We start from the raw sequence: 17,969 nt of genomic DNA, 5'->3' as shown, positions 1-17,969 counted from the left end.
GATATTTCGCAAAATTAACGTTCTGATAATGATTTCGTTGCATATGACGGCAGCGGCGATAGGATGGTGCGCATGAAGGAACGGGACGATCACACAGCCGCAGCCGGCACGGCCGGAGCCGCCGGAGCGCTTGCGAACGGCGCCGCAACCGGTGCGCCGACGGTCGGAGTCGACACCAAGGACGCGACGATCCTCGACATGCTCGAAGCCGACGGCCACGCCACGCTCGCGCAGCTCGCCAAGGCGACCGGGCTGTCCGTCTCCACCGTGCAGTCGCGCGTGCAGAAACTCGAAAAAAGAGGCGTGATCAAAGGCTACAGCGCCGTCATCGACCACGATCAGCGCGGCCTGCCGATCAGCGCGTTCGTCTCCGTCACGCCGCTCGACTACGCGCGCGAAGCCGATATTCCACGCAAACTGCGCGACGTGGACGGCGTCGTCTCCTGCTACTCTGTCGCCGGCGCGCCCAGCTTCATCCTGCTCGTGCGCGTCGCCACGCCGGCCAAACTCGAGGAACTGCTCAACCTCATCCATCGCACGGTGCCGGTGAGCACGGAAAGCACCGTCATCCTTAAAACCTACTTCTGACGCGGGTCGTGCGGATAACGCGGCTTGTGTGGGTGTCATGGGCCGCCGCCGACCGCCGGTCGTCGTTCGCACGCCGCAAGTCGGAAGCGATACCATGCACACGCCGCATCCGGTGATACGCTTGCAACCATGAGCGAAACGCAAGAAACTCAGTCGGAAGGCGGCGACTGGCTGCCCGCAACCGACGCCACTCAGCCCATCGAATCCGAAACGGTGATCGACTCGGCCACGGCGGCCGACGATCCCGAAACCGCGCAAATCGTGGCGAAAATCAAGTCGCTGCGCCAGTCCATCGACAACGTGGACACGGCCATCGTCTCCCTGCTGGCCGAGCGGTTCAAGTACACGTCGCAGGTCGGCGTGCTCAAGGCACGCGCCGGCTTCGCGCCCGCCGACTACAAGCGCGAGGACTATCAGATCGAACGTTTGCACCGCATCGCGGTCGCGGCCGGACTCGACCCGGACATCGCCGAAATGTACCGCGAATTCGTTGTCACCGAGGCGAAGAAGCGCCACGCGCGCATCGCGGCCGCCGGGGGAGACCCGGGCGTGCTCGACGTGTTCGCCTGATTCATGCGGTGTGTGGCCCGGCGCGTGCTGCGCTGTCCGGTCGGCTGATTACATAAGACAGTTGACACAGTGTCATATGGCGGATGCCGTGACGGTCGGTTTGTGTTCCGATTGACGCGGATTCGCCGATTGATTGGTTGACCGGGCGAACGGAGGCGACGATATGGGATACGTCGGGCGCGCGATGGCGCGATGCGGCTGCACGCTGGTCGTGTTCGTCGCCGGCGTGGCCATGATCGGCGCAGGCTCCGGCGCGGCGATGACGAGTGTCGGCATAACGACGCGGTCCGCCAGCCGCTATCTGCACCATGACGTGTTCGCCGCGGTCGCGCAGCCGTCGGTCGGTGGCAACGCTTTGACGAACTTGCTGTCCGGTTTGTCCGGCGTGTCCGGCGGCGTCTATCTGATGGATGACGCCGGTGCGAACGTTGGTTCCGGCAGAAATTCCGGTGATCATTCCGGCGCGAACGTGACCCGCAGCGACGCGGCCGCGGAAGCGCTGCCATGGACCGTCCGCGTCACGTATTCGCTGGACGGACCGCAGAAAACCGCTGCGGAAGTCAGCGGCGCGAGCGGACTGGTCGGTGTGCGCGTCGTCGTCGAACGCAATCCGATCGCCTCGCGCGACATCGCCGCACAGGCCGAGCAACTCGTGCCGATGATCGCGTTTACCGTGCCGTCCGATATCGCCGACGACATCAGCGTCAACGACGGTACGATCGTTGCACAACACGGTTCCGACACGCTCATCACGGCCGTGGGCAAGGCCGGCGGGCACATCGCCGACGACGGCGGCATCGTCGAAGACCTGGTCGAAGGCAATCTCGACGCGGCAACGAACCAAGCCGTGCTCGACGTGAGCATCCACCTCACCGCAACACGATTCTCCATGAGTGCGGTCACACTGGCCGCCGTGCCGGCCAACGACGCGACAACGTTCGCCGCACAGATTAACGCGCTCGCCACGCAGGCATCCACGCTCACCGACACGGCTACCGGCGCCGGCAGCCAAGGCAACGAAGCGCTCATCACCGAACTTACCGCACTGCGCGACCACGAACGCGAGCTCGCCAAAACCACGATCGCCGCACGCACCGCCGCGCACCAGCAGGCATTCGACGCGTACATGGCCGCATACGTTGGCTCCTACACCACGCACCTGTCCGGCTCGATCGGCACATCCACGCAGCTGCCGGCGCTCATCGGCACCGCCAAGGAACTCAGCGGCGACACCCCGCTCGCTACCGCCGTGGTCGACCTTGCCAACGCGGTCAACGCGGTCAGCGCCGCGCATCGGCACACTGGAGCGGCCGACGAAGTCGATGCGATCATTCGCAGAATCCGGCAGCAAGGTACCAGCGGGCTGGTCCGCGAGCTCAAACAGCAGGCCGGAACCGAGTCATCGCAAGGATCCAAGGGTTACAGCGACGGGCAATCGCAGCTCTCGCAGGCCATGATCCCGTACTCGATGGCATACACCGACACGTACACCAAGCATCTGAGCGAGCTCACCGGCGGTACGTCGGCCGGAGCGTCCGCTTACCGGCAGCAGGCGATCGTGGCGACCAACGCCGACTTCACATCCGTCGCCGATCTCAAGGACGATCAGGCCAAAGTCGACGCGGCGATGAGCGCGCTCGCCACCGCCAGCGAACACACGGGCGCGGCGCAGGCGATCCAGCAACTGCTGCTGCGATACGAGGACGAATTCGAAAACGGGGACGATTCGGGCGATACTGCGATCGACGGTGTGAACGATCATGCACGCGATGCAGACGACAGCACTTCGGACGATGCCGCCGGCAACGCCGACGATTCAGGCAAGAGGAATGCCGGTGCTTCGGCGTCGGCGGGTTCCGGCATGGCCGCGCTGCGATCGGCGGCCTCACGCAACAGCATTGCCGCGACCGTGGAAACCAAGCGGCAGCAGGCGCTCGCCAAAGCCCGGCACAAAGCCGCGGTCGAACAGCGCAAGGCACAGGACGCCGGACAGATCACCAGTCTGGTGGACGACAACGTTGCCATGAGCAAGGACGATGTGATGAACTTCGCCGGCGGCGTCGCCTCGATCGGCGGGGGAGCGGGGACCGACAAGGGATCCGGCTCGCCGGGCTCGTCGGGCGGTTCGTCGGCAAATGCCGCATCGAACGGCGACGGTTCAGCGGAAGCGACGGGCGGAACATCCGCCGGAACATCGGACAAGTCGGGCGCGACCGGTTCATCCGGCGGCACAGCTGGAGCATCGGGATCATCGTCGAACACGTCCGACGCGACAGGTACATCCGACGCCGCATCATCAGCCTCAACAACCGCAACAGCGTTGGACGAAACCCCGTCCGTTGCCTACGGCATGCGCGGCATGGGCTCCGCGACGCTGCTCATTCCAGGCGGCGACGGTCATATCGGCGAAACGCTGGCCATCGGCGACTCCGCCGACGTGCTCGCCGCCGCGGTCAAAGCGCTGCAGGACAACGGCAAACTCGCCGATCTTGGCGGAACGAGCCACGACAACGCATCCGCTCGTTTCGTCATGGTGATCGAAGCGCCATCGGCATGACGAATGGCGGTCAGATGTCCTGATCGAAGCGGATTTGGCGGCCGCCGGTCTCCATGTCGACGCTGCCGGAAACCAGTTCGATGAGCTGCTGGACAAGCGGGAAAATCAGGAACGTGCCACCGATCGACCACAGGTTCAGAAAAATCGTGGACATGCCCATCGGCACGAGCACGATGCGAGCGGCCACCATCAGCGAGCCGATGATCGGGAACAGCATGTGGAAGAAGAATCCGAAGTGGCGCTTGGTCTTGTGCTGGTGCCATGCGACGAACAGCAGCGGTACGATCACGGTCCAAGCGCCGGCGGTCATGACGATCTCGCGGACTACGCCGGGCGCGCCCTTGCCGGGCATGAACATCGAGATCGCCAGCAGCACGAAGCCGATCCCCACCGCGCGCTTCAGCGGTTTGTCGTTGATGACCTCGTCTGCCGACAGATCGTCGACTTGATCGTTGATATCCACGCTCGCACTGCTCATCACAACCCCCAATAATCGTGTCAATCATACCGCCGTGTCGGGGTCTTGCGTAGTAGGGACTCCGTTATGCGGTTGTGACGGTTGAGGCGGTTTCGGCGGTGAGATCGCCGCGCCAATAACGGGAACCGTCTTCGGCACGGAGGATCAGACCGCGATCGATCAAATAGCGGCGGATTTCCGCGGCGTCGTCGACCAGCATCGACAAGCGTGCGGTCAACTCCGCTTCGGTCAGCCATGTGCGAGAGCCAGATTCTCGAACACGCGCTCGCTGATCGCGCGCAACATTGCCTCACGTTCTGCATCTGACTGCGGGAACAAATGGATGCGGTTCATGAGAAGAATGCCTTGATTGGACATGAGCTGCTTGAGCTGATTCTGCGCTTCAACCAGACCCGCCACGGAAAACTCCGCGTCGTCCGACAGCCAGCTCAGCTGCCTCAACGGACCGACCACGCCCGACGGGTCCCCGGCCAGCACCTTCGCCAGATCGCCGCGCAGCTTCGGCGTCCGCAGCACGCTCAACAGCATGCGGCATTCTCGCAGTGTGTCCTGTGTTTCTGGGCATGCGGTCATTGTCGTTCTCCTTGTTTGTTCCTCCGCAGCCGTGTTGCGGTGCCTGCTGTCCAGACGCCGTGACAACGTTTGCCTGTCTTCGCTCCCGCGAAGTGTGCAGTTGATATGGTATCTGATGGGGGGGGGGATTTGCTCGCTAAGCGATACAACACATTGATGTATTTTGGCCAGGGCTGTTTCCTGGCGTATTACGTGATCGCGTTTCGGCAGGCCGGGTTGTCGCTGGCATTGATCGCCGTCGCGAATTCATTGTTCGACGTCATGTCGGTGATCTGCGAGCTGCCGACGTCGGTATTGTTCGACAAATGGTCGGGCAAGAAGATCATGGTGCTTGGCGCGGCCGCGCGATTGGTGGGATTCGTTTGTTTTCTGATCGATTCGTCGAATTTTTGGATGGTCGTGGCCGGCGAATTACTGACCGGATTCGGTTCGTCCACGGAAACCGGCGCCGCGTCCGCCCTGTACGTCGCTGAACAGGAAGAACGAGAACGGAAGACCGGGTCGAGCAGTCGTACGGAAACGAAGCTTGCCGAATTGGGCGAGGCTATTGGCTTGTCCGTGATCGCCGGTGGCGCGGTCGGTGCGGTGTTGTATGCCGTCACGCCTTCGCTGATCTGGGTCGGTGCCGGCGCGGCATATATGCTGGCGATCGTCACACTGCTGCGTATGTCCGACATGACGGTTTCGCGCGGCGACGGTTCGGTGACGTTACGCACGCTGTTCGACGACATGTGGCGGTCTGTGACAGCCGGCATCCGTGTGCCTGAATGCTGGATGGTCGTGGCGTTGGACGTTGGCGCGATGTCGATCGCCATGCTGTGGCCGTTGCTGCTCGGCAGTGATTACGACACGATGTGGCTGCAGTTGATTGGATTGATTGCGATGAATGGCGGCACTGCCTTGGCCGGACGATTGGGCAGACGGTTCGCGTCCACGCCGACGCGTTTGACGGGATATCTGTTGGCCGACGCGACGTGCATTGCGATTACGGCTTGGACTGGCAACGATGCGCTGCTGATCGTCGCGTTCTTTGTAAGCGTGTGTGCGCATGGCATGGCGATGAACGCGTTCTGCGGCAAAGTGTATGCACGGGTGAATCCTGACGAGCGCGCATCGGTGATGTCGGTCGTGTCCCTGCTGGCCACGCTGTGTATTGCGATATTGCAGCCGTTGGTCGGATTGCTGGGCCAATCCCACCTGCAACTGGCCGCCATGTGCACTATTCCGGTGTTTTTCGTCCCGATGGCGTACATCCTCATAAACGGAAAATCCCGGTCCTGACCGGGCCCCTGACAGAGACCTGACAGAGAAACGGCCTGCCCGGGCCGGTAATCGACGGATCGTGGGCATGGACGGGACATGTAGAGGCCGAAAATGGCCTGTTCGTGGTCGGTCTATGCCCACGATCGTGCAAATGACCGGTCTATGCCCACGATCGGCGCGGCATAATGTACCGCTTATGCCCGGGAATGGGTGGAATCGGGCGGATTTCCTTGCCATTGGATCTTGTCACTACACGTAAATGTACGGTCTATGCCCACGACCGTTTTTGATTCTTGATCGACGGGATGGTTGTGGGCATAGACGGTACAACAAGGGATGATGTACCAGAGGGCATGATGTAGAAGACACGTCCCCGCATTACGCGGGGAGATACGTCAAGTGGCGGCCGGGAGAGTTCCCGACCGCCACTTGACGTTATGCGGTTTGCTGTGAAGGCTGATTGCCGATTACCGATCTACGGAAGAAGGGAGACTCACTTCTTCTTTGCCGGCGGCTCGCCGAGTTCGCTGTCCTCGACGATCACGGCGACGGCGGCGTCCGCCTCGGCCTTGGCGGCAGCGGCGGCGTCGACGGCCGCGGCGACCGCCTCATGGGCGGCCTTGGCGGCTGCGGCGGCGCGCACGAAGGAGATGCGGCCGACCACGCGACCGGCTTCGGCGATGTCGTTGATCGCGCCCTCGAGGGATTCGCGCACGTCGTCGGCCACGCCGAGGCTGACCGACAGGATCGGCGTCTTCATCGAGACCTTGGCCTTCGACTTGATGCCGCGCAGCGCGGCCAGCGCTTCGCCGGCGTGGGCGAGCAGTTCCGGAGACACCTTGAATGCGGCGGCCTCGTACACGTCCGGGGTCGGCCATGCGGCGCGGTGCACCGAACCGGAGCCTTCGTGCATCCAGCTCCACACCTCTTCGGTGGCGTACGGCAGGTACGGGGCGAGCAGGCGCGCGAACGCGTCAAGGCCCAGACCCAGCGCGGTGCGGGCGGACTTGGTCGCAGCCTCGGAGGGCACGTGGCCGGTCGCGTCGGCGGTGCCGTAAGCACGGTTCTTGACGAGCTCGATGTAGTCGTCGCAGAACTGCCAGAAGTAGTTCTCGATGACCTCGAGCGCCTTGGAATGCTCGTAGGATTCGAGCGCGTCGGTGGCCTGGCGCACCACGAGCGCCATCTTGGCCATGGCGGCGCGGTCGAGCGGCTCGGTCACGTCGGCCGGGTTCCACGCGGCGACGGCCGGCGAGCCCACGTGATGGTTCTCGTCCTCGCGGCCGATCGCCAGCGCGAACTTGGTCGCGTTGAGCAGCTTGATGGCGAGACGGCGGCCGATCTTCATCTGGCCCTCGTCGTACGTGGCGTCAAGGCCGAGTCGCGCGGCGGCGGCCCAGTAACGCACAGCGTCGGCGCCGAACTGCTTGATCGGCTTGTCCGGCACGACGACGTTGCCCTTGGACTTCGACATCTTCTTGTGGTCCGGGTCGAGAATCCAACCGGACAGGGTCGCGTTCGCCCACGGCAGGCACTTGTTCTCGAGGTGCGCGCGGTCGACGGTGGAGAACAGCCAGGTGCGGATGATGTCCTGTCCCTGCGGGCGCAGATCCATCGGGAACGTGGCCTTGAACAGCGCCTTGGACGCCTCGTCCTGCTCCTCCCAGTGGGTCACGATCTGCGGGGTGAGCGACGAGGTCGCCCACGTATCCATGATGTCCTGCTCAGCGGTGAAGCCGCCGGGCACGTCGCGCTGCTCGGCCGTGTAGCCGGCCGGCACGTCGATGGTCGGGTCGATCGGCAGGATGTCCTCGCTCGGCGTGATCGGGTGATCGTAGTCGGCGGAGCCGTCGGCCTTGACCGGGTACCACAGCGGGAACGGCACACCGAAGAAGCGCTGGCGGGAGATCAGCCAGTCGCCGTTGAGGCCGTGCACCCAGTTCTCGTAGCGCACGCGCATGAAGTCCGGGTGGAAGTTGAGTTCGCGGCCGCGCTCGATGAGCTCGGAGTTCAGCGCCGCGTCGGTGCCGCCGTTCTTGAGGTACCACTGGCGGGAGGTGACGATCTCGAGCGGCTTGTCGCCCTTCTCGTAGAAGTTCGTCATACGCTTGGTCGGCGTCGGCTCGCCGTCCAGATCGCCGGACTCGCGCAGGTGGTCGACGATGATCTTGCGGGCGGAGAACGTGGTCTTGCCGGCGGTTTCGGCGAAGATCTCGCGACCGGCCGGATCCTCGATCCAGTCCGGCGTATCCATGACGATGCGGCCGTTGCGCTGGATGATCGAACGGGTCGGCAGGTTCAGGTCGCGCCACCACTGCACGTCGGTCACGTCACCGAAGGTGCAGCACATCGCGATGCCGGCGCCCTTGTCCATCTCGGCGGCCGGATGCGCCAGAATCGGCACGCGAACCTTGAACAGCGGCGAGTACACGTACTGGCCGAAGTACTGCTTGTAGCGGTCGTCGTCCGGGTTCGCGATCAGCGAGGTGCAGGCCGCGAGCAGCTCCGGGCGGGTCGTCTCGATATAGATCGGCGTGCCGTCTTCGAAACGGAACGCGACCTTGTGGTAGAAGCCCGGGTATTCGCGACTCTCGAGCTCGGCCTGGGCCACGGCGGTCTGGAACGTCACGTCCCACAGGCCCGGCGCGTCCTTCTGGTACGCCTCGCCGCGGGCGAGGTTGCGCAGGAACGCCTTCTGCGCCACGCGCTGCGGGTGCTCGCCGATGGTGTGGTAGGTCTGCGACCAGTCGATCGACAGGCCGAGGGAACGCCACAGCGCCTCGAATTGCTTCTCGTCCTGCGCGGTGAGCTTCTCGCACAGCTCGATGAAGTTGCGGCGGGAAATCGGCACCTGATCCTTGGCGTCGATCTTCTTGCCGTCGGTGCCCTCGAACGGCGGCACGAAATCCGGATCGTACGGCATGGAGGTGTCCACGCGCACGCCGTAGTAGTTCTGCACGCGGCGTTCGGTCGGCAGGCCGTTGTCGTCCCAGCCCATCGGGTAGAACACGTCATAGCCGCGCATGCGCTTGTAGCGCGCGATCACGTCGGTGTGCGTGTAGGAGAACACGTGGCCGACGTGCAGATGGCCGGAAACGGTGGGCGGCGGGGTGTCGATCGAATACACGGCCTTGCGGTCGCGCGTGTTGTTGAACTTGTAGGTGCCCTGCTCGTCCCAGACGGCACGCCACTTGTCTTCGAGACCGTCCACGCCCACCTTGTCGGGCAATGGGGTCAGATTTGCGTTGATGATTTCGGTCATACGCGCGATTTTATGCGGCTTAGGTGACAAGGGGAGGGAGCCTGCCGGCTACTTGACCGTGGCCTTGGCGAGCGGCAGATAATCGTCCGTCATGTTCTTCGGCAGCCCGTCGATGCCCTTGGCCGCCGCGGTGAACGTCTTGCGCGAGTACAGCCAGTCGGCCGCCGCGTCTTGGCTCACCGTCTTGGCGAACGTTTTCATGCGCGACTGGTAGTCGGCGTCGTTCGTCGCCGCCATCGCGCTTTTGTACGCGTCTTGCACGGTGCCGTTCGTGTAGCGGAACACGTTGTCCGACGTGCCGAATTCGGACGCGTCCGCGTCGCTTGCCAGCAGCGCCATCGTGTACTGCCCGTCCTTGACCCGTTGTGCAACGGTCGCCGCGTCTGCCGCCTGCACGTTCGTGTCGATGCCGACCGAACGCAGGTAGCCGGCGACCGTCTCGCCTAGAGACTGGTATTCGGTCGGCACCACCAGCTCGACGGTGCCGAAGAACGCGGCGCCGGTCGCGAAGAACGCGATCATTTGCGCGGCCTTGACCTGATCGAACGGGAACAGGTTGGTCAGATCCTCGTACCCCGGCTCCAACGGGCCGATCGGGCCGCCGAGCTCGCCCGCCGAATCGGAGGCGGACGCGGCGATCGTTTTCGCGTCGACCGCGTACCGGACGACCTGACGTGCCTGCGCGTCGGAGAAGATCGAATTCGTGTCGTTGTTGAGCGCGAGCATCACCTTGGTCGTCGACGTGCCGGACTTGACCTGCCACGACGACTGTCCGTCGAGCTGTTTGACGGCACTCGCGTCGGACGTGAAGACCGTGTTGATATCGCCGTTGAGTGCGGCTTTCGCCAGCGCGTCGCCGTTCGCGTAATACTTGAGTGTCACGGTCTGCACGCCGGCCAAGTCGCCCCAATAATGGTCGTTGCGGGTGAGCGTGACCGAGGCGCCTTTGTCGAACGCGGTGGCTTCGAGCGGGCCGGAACCGGCCGTCTGCGTCGCGTAGTCGCCGTTCCATTCGCTGTCGTAGACGATACCGGCGCGGCCCGCGAGCGCCCGGAGCAGCGTCGGGTCGGGTTTGGCGAGCGTGAGCGTGACCTTGGTCGGGCTCGGATTGGCCACGGACGCGAGATCAGCGAGCGCGGTCGCGCCCTGATACTTGTTTTTGACGATCTGCTGCATGGACCAGACGACGTCGGCGGAGTCGAGTTTGTGTCCGTTGGCGAAGGTCATGCCGCGGTGCAGCGTGAAGTCGTAGGTGAGGCCGTCGTCGGAGATGGTCCAGCTTTTGGCGATGCCGGCGACGATCTTGTTGTTGTCGTCGCGCGAGACGAGCGTTTCGTACACGTTGCCGAGCAACGCGCGTTCGACGTTGTCGCCGGTGTCGGTGCGGATGTCGAGCGATTGCGGCGCGTCGGTGAGACCAACGGTGAGGCTGGCCGTGCTCAGGTTGGACGGGGTGGCGCGGGGCAGGGTGATGGTGCCTTCCGTCCATGACCAGCCGAGCCATGCGATGAGGGACAGGATGACGGTGGTCGCCACGAATACGAGCCACGAACGGAGTGCGGTCTTCTTCTGCCTGTGCATGGGGACCAGTGTAACCGGGGGCGTCTATTCGGGGGTATGTGATCGGCTGGTGCCGTCGATCACAGCAGCGTGACGATGCTGGTTGCGAGCGGGATGAGCGGGCCGGCGAGCAGTGCGGGCAGTACGACGATGCCGAGCCACGGGGCGTGCGCGTGCTCGTCCGGATCGGCTTCGATGGTCCACCAGATCGAGGCGAGGGCAAGGGCCAGGATGAGCACGATCACGACGATCGCGGACAGGAACATGGCCGTATTCGAGGCGCCCGTGTCGGGCAGGGCCATGTAGTCGAGCAGGAACAGCCAGCCGGGGGCGGCGATCATCGCCACGCCGTCGAGCACGCTGTGCGACAGGCCGCGGATCAGGTGCGAGCGTTCGGCGCGCGACATCTGCCGGATGAACGAGACGACGATGAGCGCGACGAGCAGTCCGCCCACGCCGGCGAACCATGCGGACTCGTTGAGCGCCGCGGTCGGCACGTCCGTTGCCTGTTCGCCGAACAGTCCGAACAGGGCCCACGACAGCAGTCCGGCGTTGCCGGCGAAGCAGAGCGACGCCGCGCCGGCGATCGCCGCGATCACGCGTCCTGGAACGCCGTCACGCAACGGCGAGCAGATCAGGAACGTGATCATCAGCGCAGCCGTCCAGACGATCATGCCGATTGTGCCGGCACCGACGAACGCCAGCACCAGCATCACTATCAGCGGCAGCAGTGCGAAGCTGGCCGCGTACCGTCCGACGAACGGCGCGTGCGCGCCAGCTGGAACCGTGCCGGTCGTTTCAGTCGAACGCGAATCCGCGCCGTTACGGCCCTGCTGATGCTCTGCCATGTTCCGCTCCCCGCCATCGTCGCCGCGCGTATTCCGGCAGGCTGGACGCGCGGCCCGCACGTCGCGACCGGCGGTTGCCGGCTGACGGCGGTCGCCGCGGCCGAGGCCGGACACGGGGCTGTTGTCGTTGCTAACGCGTCCATCCTATCGCGCAGGCGGGTCCCGCGCCGTCCTGCAGTGTCCCGTAGCGTGCGTGGGAACCGGATCGACGCGCATGACCAAGTCCGGCTGCGTTTCGGCCCGTGACTGGACGTGCGATCCCGCGGGATCGGGGCCTTCGGAAGCCGATCTTGAGCCAAACCGGCGCAAATTGTGTCCATAATGTGCGCGTAGAATAAAGCACCAACGTGCAAGCCGGTACGATGACCGGTAAGTTTACGTGAACGCGAACACACTAGGGGGCGATGAAGTGACGGATCTTACGCTGATGACGTTCGCCGCAGATCCGGCGACGGTATTGCCGTCCCTCGCCCTGCTGTCGCACCGCGTGCGCGTGTTGCCGATGGACGCGGCCTCGCTGGTGAAGATGCCCGAGAATACGATCCTGTTCATCGACGCGCGCGACGATCTTGCTTCGGCCAAGACCCTGTGCCGGCTCATCCATGCGTCCGGCCTGTCTACGCCGATCGTGCTGATTCTTACCGAAGGCGGCTTCACGGTCGTCAACTCAACGTGGGGCATCGCCGACGTGGTCGTCTCCACCGCCTCCCCGGCCGAAGTCGAAGGCCGTCTGCGGCTCGTGTCCGAACGCGGCAATTCGCCGCTGGGCGGCGCGGGTTCGAACGCGGCCGGCGGCGAGTCCGGCACGGTGTCGGCCGATGGTCAGATCCGCTCCGGCGACCTCGTGGTGGACACGAACGGCTACACCGCCTCCCTGCACGGCCATCCGATCGACCTCGCGTACAAGGAATTCGAACTGCTCAAGTACCTCGTGCAGCATCCCGGCCGCGTGTTCACGCGCGCGCAGCTGCTGCAGGAAGTGTGGGGCTACGACTACTACGGCGGCACGCGCACGGTCGACGTGCATATTCGTCGCCTGCGCGCCAAGCTTGGCGGCGAATACGAGCATTTGATCGGTACCGTGCGCAACGTCGGCTACCGTTTCGACCCGCCGGAAGGCGACGCTGAGGCGGCCGCTCCGGGGCAGTCCGCGCCGTCCTCGTCTGCTTCGCCGTCGACGTCATCCGTGTCGGGCGACGCCGACTGACCTGTCATGCCCCGCGAATCGAAACGTGCGCGGCTCGAACGCATGCGCGCCGAGTACGAGCTGCTGTGCGAGGAGATTCCCGCGCCGAAGTGCGCGCTCAATTTCACCAATCCGTTCCAGCTGATCGTCGCGACCGTGCTCAGCGCGCAAACCACCGACAAGCGCGTGAATACGGTCACTCCCGCGCTGTTCGCCGCGTATCCGGATGCGGCGTCGTTGGCGGCCGCCCGTCCCGAGGACGTGGAGGACATCATCCGCCCGCTCGGCTTCTACCGGTCCAAGGCCGCGCATCTGCTCGGATTGGCCGCCGGACTCGACCATGATTTCGACGGCGTGGTGCCGCGCACGATGGACGAACTGACTTCGTTGCCGGGCGTGGGACGTAAAACCGCGAACGTGGTGCTCGGCAACGCGTTCGGCATTCCCGGATTCCCCGTGGACACGCATGTCATGCGCGTGACCGGACGGCTGCATTGGCGCAGCGACTGGCGGATCGCCAAGTCTGATCCGGTTAAGGTCGAGGCGGAGATCTGCGCGTGCTTCCCGCCGTCCGAGTGGACCGATTTGTCTCACCGGCTGATCCTGCACGGCCGGGCCGTATGCCACGCGCGCAAGCCCGACTGCGCGAACTGCCCGCTCAACGGAACCTGTCCGAGCGCGGGCGTTGCGTGATGCATCGTGGCGTGACGTATGGAACTCAGGCGGATTCTCCGATGACGAGTCGGCAGCCGGCGTATGTGGTGCGCGGCTTGCGCGCGCCGTCCGGATGATTGATCTGCTCGAGCAGCATGTCGACGGCCTTGTGCGCCATGTCCGCATAGTCGACGGCTACGGTGGACAGCGAGGGGATCGTGAACGGGTCGTCGATCACGCCGTCATGGCCGAACACGGCCTTGTCGTCGGGCACGCGGATGCCGTGCTCGTGCAGGCCGCGGATCAGTCCGTACGCGATCAGATCGTTCATGCAGTAGAACGCGTCGTAGCGGTCGACGCGGCGTACGCGGTCGGTTGCGCCGGAGCGTGCGTCGGTTCCGCCATCGGCGTCGCTGTGCACGTTATCGTCGTATGCAACGTATGCAACGTTGCCGTCGTGCGCGACGTCATCGTGCGCGACGTCATCGTGCGTGGCATTGTCCTGCGCGATCGGCCGGCACAGTTCTTCGGCCGCGTCCTTGCCGCCTCCCACGGACCAGTTGCAGTCGACGAAATCGTCGGGATATCCCATGCCGCTGTCGATCAGCGCGTTCATCGCGTACTGTATGCCGTCGTTCTGCCGGCTGATGTCCGGATCGTCCGGATCGAACGCGCGTGCGCCGATCACGGCGACGTGACGGTAGCCGCGGCCCTGCAGGTAGCCGAACGCGAGGTCGACGCCGCGCGTGATCGCCGGCTGCACGTTGTCGAACAGCGGCTCGTCGACCATATAGTTGAGCAGCACGGCCGGATGGTTGCCGAGCAGCGTGCGCAGGTGCCGGTCGTCGACGTTGCTGGCGTTGAGGATGAGCCCGTCGCACAGCGTGGAGCTGGCCATCTGCTCGAGCACGTCGGTTTCGCTGGCGGACGTGTATCCGGTCTGCTGGATGATGGTGCGCAGTCCGTGCTTGTCGGCCTCCTGGCAGACCGCGTAGACGAGGTTCGTGTAGTAGGGGTGCATGATGTTCGGTACCATGACGGCGATCGCGCCGGTGCGGCCCTTTTTGAGGAAGCGTGCCGACAGGTTGGGGGAGTAGCCGAGTTCCTTGGCTGCGGCGAGCACGCGTTCCTTGGTGGCTGGCTTGACGATGTCCTCGCCGCGCATCGCCGCGCCGGCTGTGCTGAGGGAAACGCCGGCCTTGGCCGCTACGTCCTTGAGAGTGGGCATGACATCACCATCATCAGTTGTCGGTTCCGTTCGGGATTGCAATGATCACTACTGTAGCGCGGGAATGCGCGTGAGTCGAATCGTTGCGATTCTTGGGTGGGCGCTGTGGCCAGCTTGGTGTTGCGTTGGGCAATGCGCGCGTTGCTGTTGGGTAATCGCTGCATGATGAAAAACGTTGCGATTGTATGCGTAATGTTGCTAAAACGTTGGAATTGCAACGATGTTTGCGTAGACACGCCGAATGGTTCCCGGTTGACTTCGCGCTTGCCTCGGCTTAGAATCGCAGCGTTGCGAGTTTGAAGCGATGAACGGTCAGACTCGCGGATTCCGAGTCGATGAAGTCGGAAACAGGAAAGGAACATACCAATGGACAAGGGTGTAGCCAAGAAGGTTCTCGCGGGTGTGGCCGCGGCCGGAGCGGCGTCGATGCTGCTCACCACGCTCTCCGCATGCGGTCAGAGCACCGCATCGAACAAGACCACGTCCGACGGCAAGCCGATCGTCACGATCCTGGTGGTGCAGAACACCAACCAGATCTCCATCAAGGAGATGCAGTGGGCCAAGGACATCGCCAAGGAAGCCGGCGTCCAGATCGAATGGAAGCCGACGCTCGACACCGCGTGGGGCCAGCAGAAGAACGCGTCCCTTGCCGCCGGCGACATCGCCGACCTCAACATCCGCGCCTACAACCCGGACGACACCGCGCAGAACACCGGCGCGTTCGAGGACCTGAGCAAGGACATGGACAAGCTGCCGAACGTCAAGGCCTTCTTCGACGCCAAGCCCACCGCCAAGAAGTTCGTCGAATCCGACGGCGCGATCCGCGTCCTGCCGTCCGACCGTGGCAAGGCGTTCGCCGCCTCCGGCCAGCACATGCTCATCAACAAGACTTGGCTCGACAAGCTCGGCCTCAAGGCCCCGACCACGTGGTCCGAACTGACCAAGGTGCTCGAGGCGTTCAAGACGCAGGACCCGAACGGCAACGGCAAGGCCGACGAAATCCCGATCAACCTGCGCGCGCTGCCGACCGATACGCTCGCCGGCTGGTGGAGCCCGTTCCTGTTCCTCAACTCCACCGGCATCGCCACGCACTACAACTCCGGCCCGTCCCAGCAGGGCATCTACGTCAAGGATGGCAAGGTCGGCAACGTGATGCAGACCGATGAATTCCGCCAGGTGCTCAACTACCTCGCCTCGCTCACCAAGTCCGGCCTCGCGCCGAAGGACTGGGTGACCACCGACAAGTACGATTCCCGCAACCAGGTCGGCGGCGACACCGCCCAGGTCGGCGTCGTGTTCGGCTGGGATCAGACCGCGTTCGGCGGCTACGATTCCGACCTGTACAAGCAGTACGTGGCCATTCCGGTGCCGTCGGCCGATGGTGTGTCCGCCGACAAGACCGTGTGGGACGCCTCCGGCATCTCCGGTGCCAACGAGTTCGAGGACTACCACATGTCCATGAGCGCGAATGCGGCCAACAAGGACGCCTGCCTGAAGCTCATCAACCTCTTCTACTCCGAGAAGTACTCCGTGCAGCAGCTGTGGGGCTCCTTCGACACGTACCTCAAGAAGACCGGCGACCATTCCTATGAGATCACCGACGCGTTCCACAAGGCCCAGGACGAGGGCAAGTCCCCGACGCTTGAGGATCGTCTCGCCGGCTGGATTCCGGACGACGTGACCGTCAAGGGCGACCGCGGCGCCGACTCCGTGTCCGCCGTCGACAAGCCGTACGCCGAGCAGTACGCGAACCTCGGCGAAGGCGACTCCGCGGTGAAGAACTACATGCCGATCTACGTGCGCCTCTCGCCGGATGACCAGACCACGGTTGCGAACAACAACTCGTCGATCTTCACCACCGTGCTGCCGGTCATCGCCAAGATGGCGCAGACCGGTGCCGACGATGCCTCGTGGAACACGCTGCAGAACGACCTCAAGTCGCTCAACCTGCAGCAGAACATCGACATCTGGCAGAAGGCATACGACAAGGCCACCAAGTAACGGGCCCCGTCTTTTCTCATCTCTGAACGGTGACCGATGATCGCCGATCCACGGTCGCGCCGGGCATGCTCCGCCGGCATTTGCCTCGGGCATGGGCGTGGTCACGGATCGGCGATCTCGTTTTTCGGCGCGAAATCATGGTTGGTGCCTGTGGTTTCGCGCCTTTTGCATACTGTTCGCGCGTTCGTGCGGCTGTCTGTCGGTCGGGCTGTTCGTTGATTTTTCCTCCGCGGAGGAGGGACGGCTTGAACGGCGTGGGATATGCGCGGATCGCGAGTTTTTTTCGAGACGCAGGCGTCCATGGCGAAAGCCGATGCCTGCGACGGCGTGTTGCGGGGTTTACTGTGACCTTGCCGCGGCCTTCCCTGCGGGGGGGGGGCTGTGGGGAGGCTGCCGTTGCCAATCGATGCCTGTTATCGTTGGTATAGCGGCGATATGCGCAACGCAAACATGCCGATTGCATTGTATGGAGTAAACCCTTAATTACCAACGGGTAGCGGCGTTTTTTCTCGTCTTTCAGTGGCAATTTTGGCAACACGCTATGGCAACGCTACCATTTAGTGGCATAATCATATGTAAACCAATCGAAGTCGCTGGCGGCTTCGGACGTTCCCGCGCGTGGAGGCGCGGAATAGGTAGGAAAGGAAACACCCATGAACAAGGATGTATCGGAACGGGGCACTGCCGCTGCGGCAGCGGTCTCGTCAGCCGGTGTGATTGATAATACTGCTGCGTTTAAGGCTTTGCCGTGGCCGAGGAAGTTGGTGTGGCATGTGCAGCATTATTGGCAGCATTGGGTGATGGCGTTGCCGGCGATGGTGTTTGTGTTCATCTTCGCGTATATCCCGATGTATGGTATTCAGTTGGCGTTTCGTGATTTTGTGCCTTCTAAGGGACTCACGGGTGGTCAGTGGGTTGGGTTGAAGTATTTCAACCAGTTTTTCACGTCGCCGATGTTTAGCAAGGTCATGATCAACACGATCAAGATCAGTCTTGGTACTCTGGTGCTTGGTTTTATCGCGCCGATCGTGCTGGCTTTGCTGATTAACCAGATTCATAGCACGAAGGTGAAGGGGTTTGTGCAGACGATCACGTACATGCCCCACTTCATCTCGACCGTCGTCATCGTGGCCATGCTGAACATTTTCCTCACGCCGAACACGGGACTCTTGGGTCGTTTCTTTGGTGGGACGAGTTTGTT

Annotated in this window: 14 protein-coding genes and 1 pseudogene; 8 read left to right on the top strand and 7 right to left on the bottom strand. The window is 63.5% G+C overall.

Annotation, left to right across the window (positions count from 1 at the left end):
• The first annotated feature begins 72 nt into the window (after positions 1 to 72).
• The 3 genes from BBIA_RS09710 (at position 73) to BBIA_RS09700 (ending at position 3,715) form a co-directional block, all read left to right on the top strand.
• Positions 73 to 588 (top strand): Lrp/AsnC family transcriptional regulator, encoded by a 516-nt coding sequence (locus tag BBIA_RS09710; protein WP_033494497.1) that lies wholly within the window; start codon positions 73 to 75, stop codon positions 586 to 588.
• A 129-nt stretch (positions 589 to 717) separates the two neighbouring features.
• Positions 718 to 1,158 carry a chorismate mutase gene (locus BBIA_RS09705; protein ID WP_033494450.1) on the top strand — a complete coding sequence of 147 codons (441 nt, stop codon included), beginning with the start codon at positions 718 to 720 and terminating at the stop codon, positions 1,156 to 1,158.
• Positions 1,159 to 1,321: 163 nt separating this feature from the next.
• On the top strand, positions 1,322 to 3,715 hold the full coding sequence (locus BBIA_RS09700; protein WP_051923958.1) for a hypothetical protein: 2,394 nt from the start codon (positions 1,322 to 1,324) through the stop codon (positions 3,713 to 3,715).
• 10 nt (positions 3,716 to 3,725) lie between these two features.
• Here BBIA_RS09700 and BBIA_RS09695 read toward each other — a convergent pair whose 3' ends face one another.
• The 3 genes from BBIA_RS09695 to BBIA_RS09690 all read right to left on the bottom strand — a co-directional run bounded on the left by BBIA_RS09695 (position 3,726) and on the right by BBIA_RS09690 (position 4,721).
• A complete protein-coding gene (locus BBIA_RS09695) occupies positions 3,726 to 4,178 on the bottom strand; it encodes a hypothetical protein (protein ID WP_162179170.1) in 453 nt (150 codons plus the stop codon).
• A gap of 79 nt (positions 4,179 to 4,257) precedes the next feature.
• The gene (locus BBIA_RS13895) at positions 4,258 to 4,392 is read right to left on the bottom strand and encodes a DUF2087 domain-containing protein (RefSeq protein WP_156103693.1); all 135 of its coding nucleotides are present in this window, start codon (positions 4,390 to 4,392) and stop codon (positions 4,258 to 4,260) included.
• A gap of 29 nt (positions 4,393 to 4,421) precedes the next feature.
• Positions 4,422 to 4,721, bottom strand: a complete 300-nt coding sequence (locus tag BBIA_RS09690) for a hypothetical protein (RefSeq protein WP_156103692.1) — start codon at positions 4,719 to 4,721, stop codon at positions 4,422 to 4,424.
• 174 nt (positions 4,722 to 4,895) lie between these two features.
• Here BBIA_RS09690 and BBIA_RS09685 point away from each other — a divergent pair, with 174 nt between their 5' ends.
• Positions 4,896 to 6,047 carry an MFS transporter gene (locus BBIA_RS09685; protein WP_033494447.1) on the top strand — a complete coding sequence of 384 codons (1,152 nt, stop codon included), beginning with the start codon at positions 4,896 to 4,898 and terminating at the stop codon, positions 6,045 to 6,047.
• 475 nt (positions 6,048 to 6,522) lie between these two features.
• On the opposite strand, the gene valS is transcribed toward BBIA_RS09685, so the two are convergent.
• The 3 genes from valS to BBIA_RS13460 are packed head-to-tail and all read right to left on the bottom strand — an operon-like array spanning position 6,523 to position 11,699.
• Positions 6,523 to 9,291 (bottom strand): valine--tRNA ligase, encoded by a 2,769-nt coding sequence (gene valS / locus BBIA_RS09680; protein WP_033494446.1) that lies wholly within the window; start codon positions 9,289 to 9,291, stop codon positions 6,523 to 6,525.
• 48 nt (positions 9,292 to 9,339) lie between these two features.
• Positions 9,340 to 10,872 (bottom strand): ABC transporter substrate-binding protein, encoded by a 1,533-nt coding sequence (locus BBIA_RS09675; RefSeq protein WP_033494445.1) that lies wholly within the window; start codon positions 10,870 to 10,872, stop codon positions 9,340 to 9,342.
• A gap of 59 nt (positions 10,873 to 10,931) precedes the next feature.
• The gene (locus BBIA_RS13460) at positions 10,932 to 11,699 is read right to left on the bottom strand and encodes a hypothetical protein (protein WP_152600576.1); all 768 of its coding nucleotides are present in this window, start codon (positions 11,697 to 11,699) and stop codon (positions 10,932 to 10,934) included.
• Between the two features lie 427 nt (positions 11,700 to 12,126).
• On the opposite strand from BBIA_RS13460, the gene BBIA_RS09665 reads away from it, so the two are divergent.
• Entirely contained in the window at positions 12,127 to 12,906 is a 780-nt protein-coding gene (locus tag BBIA_RS09665; protein WP_033494444.1) for a winged helix-turn-helix transcriptional regulator, read from the top strand.
• Positions 12,907 to 12,912: 6 nt separating this feature from the next.
• Positions 12,913 to 13,578: an endonuclease III gene (gene nth, locus BBIA_RS09660; RefSeq protein WP_033494443.1), complete on the top strand. Its 666-nt coding sequence runs from the start codon at positions 12,913 to 12,915 to the stop codon at positions 13,576 to 13,578.
• A gap of 25 nt (positions 13,579 to 13,603) precedes the next feature.
• Here nth and BBIA_RS09655 read toward each other — a convergent pair whose 3' ends face one another.
• Positions 13,604 to 14,767 (bottom strand): LacI family DNA-binding transcriptional regulator, encoded by a 1,164-nt coding sequence (locus BBIA_RS09655; protein ID WP_033494442.1) that lies wholly within the window; start codon positions 14,765 to 14,767, stop codon positions 13,604 to 13,606.
• Positions 14,768 to 15,133: 366 nt separating this feature from the next.
• On the opposite strand from BBIA_RS09655, the gene BBIA_RS09650 reads away from it, so the two are divergent.
• Both BBIA_RS09650 and BBIA_RS09645 read left to right on the top strand, forming a co-directional pair.
• Positions 15,134 to 16,768 carry a type 2 periplasmic-binding domain-containing protein gene (locus BBIA_RS09650; RefSeq protein ID WP_051923956.1) on the top strand — a complete coding sequence of 545 codons (1,635 nt, stop codon included), beginning with the start codon at positions 15,134 to 15,136 and terminating at the stop codon, positions 16,766 to 16,768.
• 653 nt (positions 16,769 to 17,421) lie between these two features.
• Positions 17,422 to 17,969, top strand: a pseudogene (locus tag BBIA_RS09645) (sugar ABC transporter permease); the annotation flags it as partial.

Origin of the sequence: Bifidobacterium biavatii DSM 23969, assembly GCF_000741165.1 — a bacterium.
GTDB classification, from domain to species: Bacteria; Actinomycetota; Actinomycetes; order Actinomycetales; family Bifidobacteriaceae; genus Bifidobacterium; species Bifidobacterium biavatii.
This window is presented reverse-complemented; position numbering and strand designations above follow the sequence as displayed.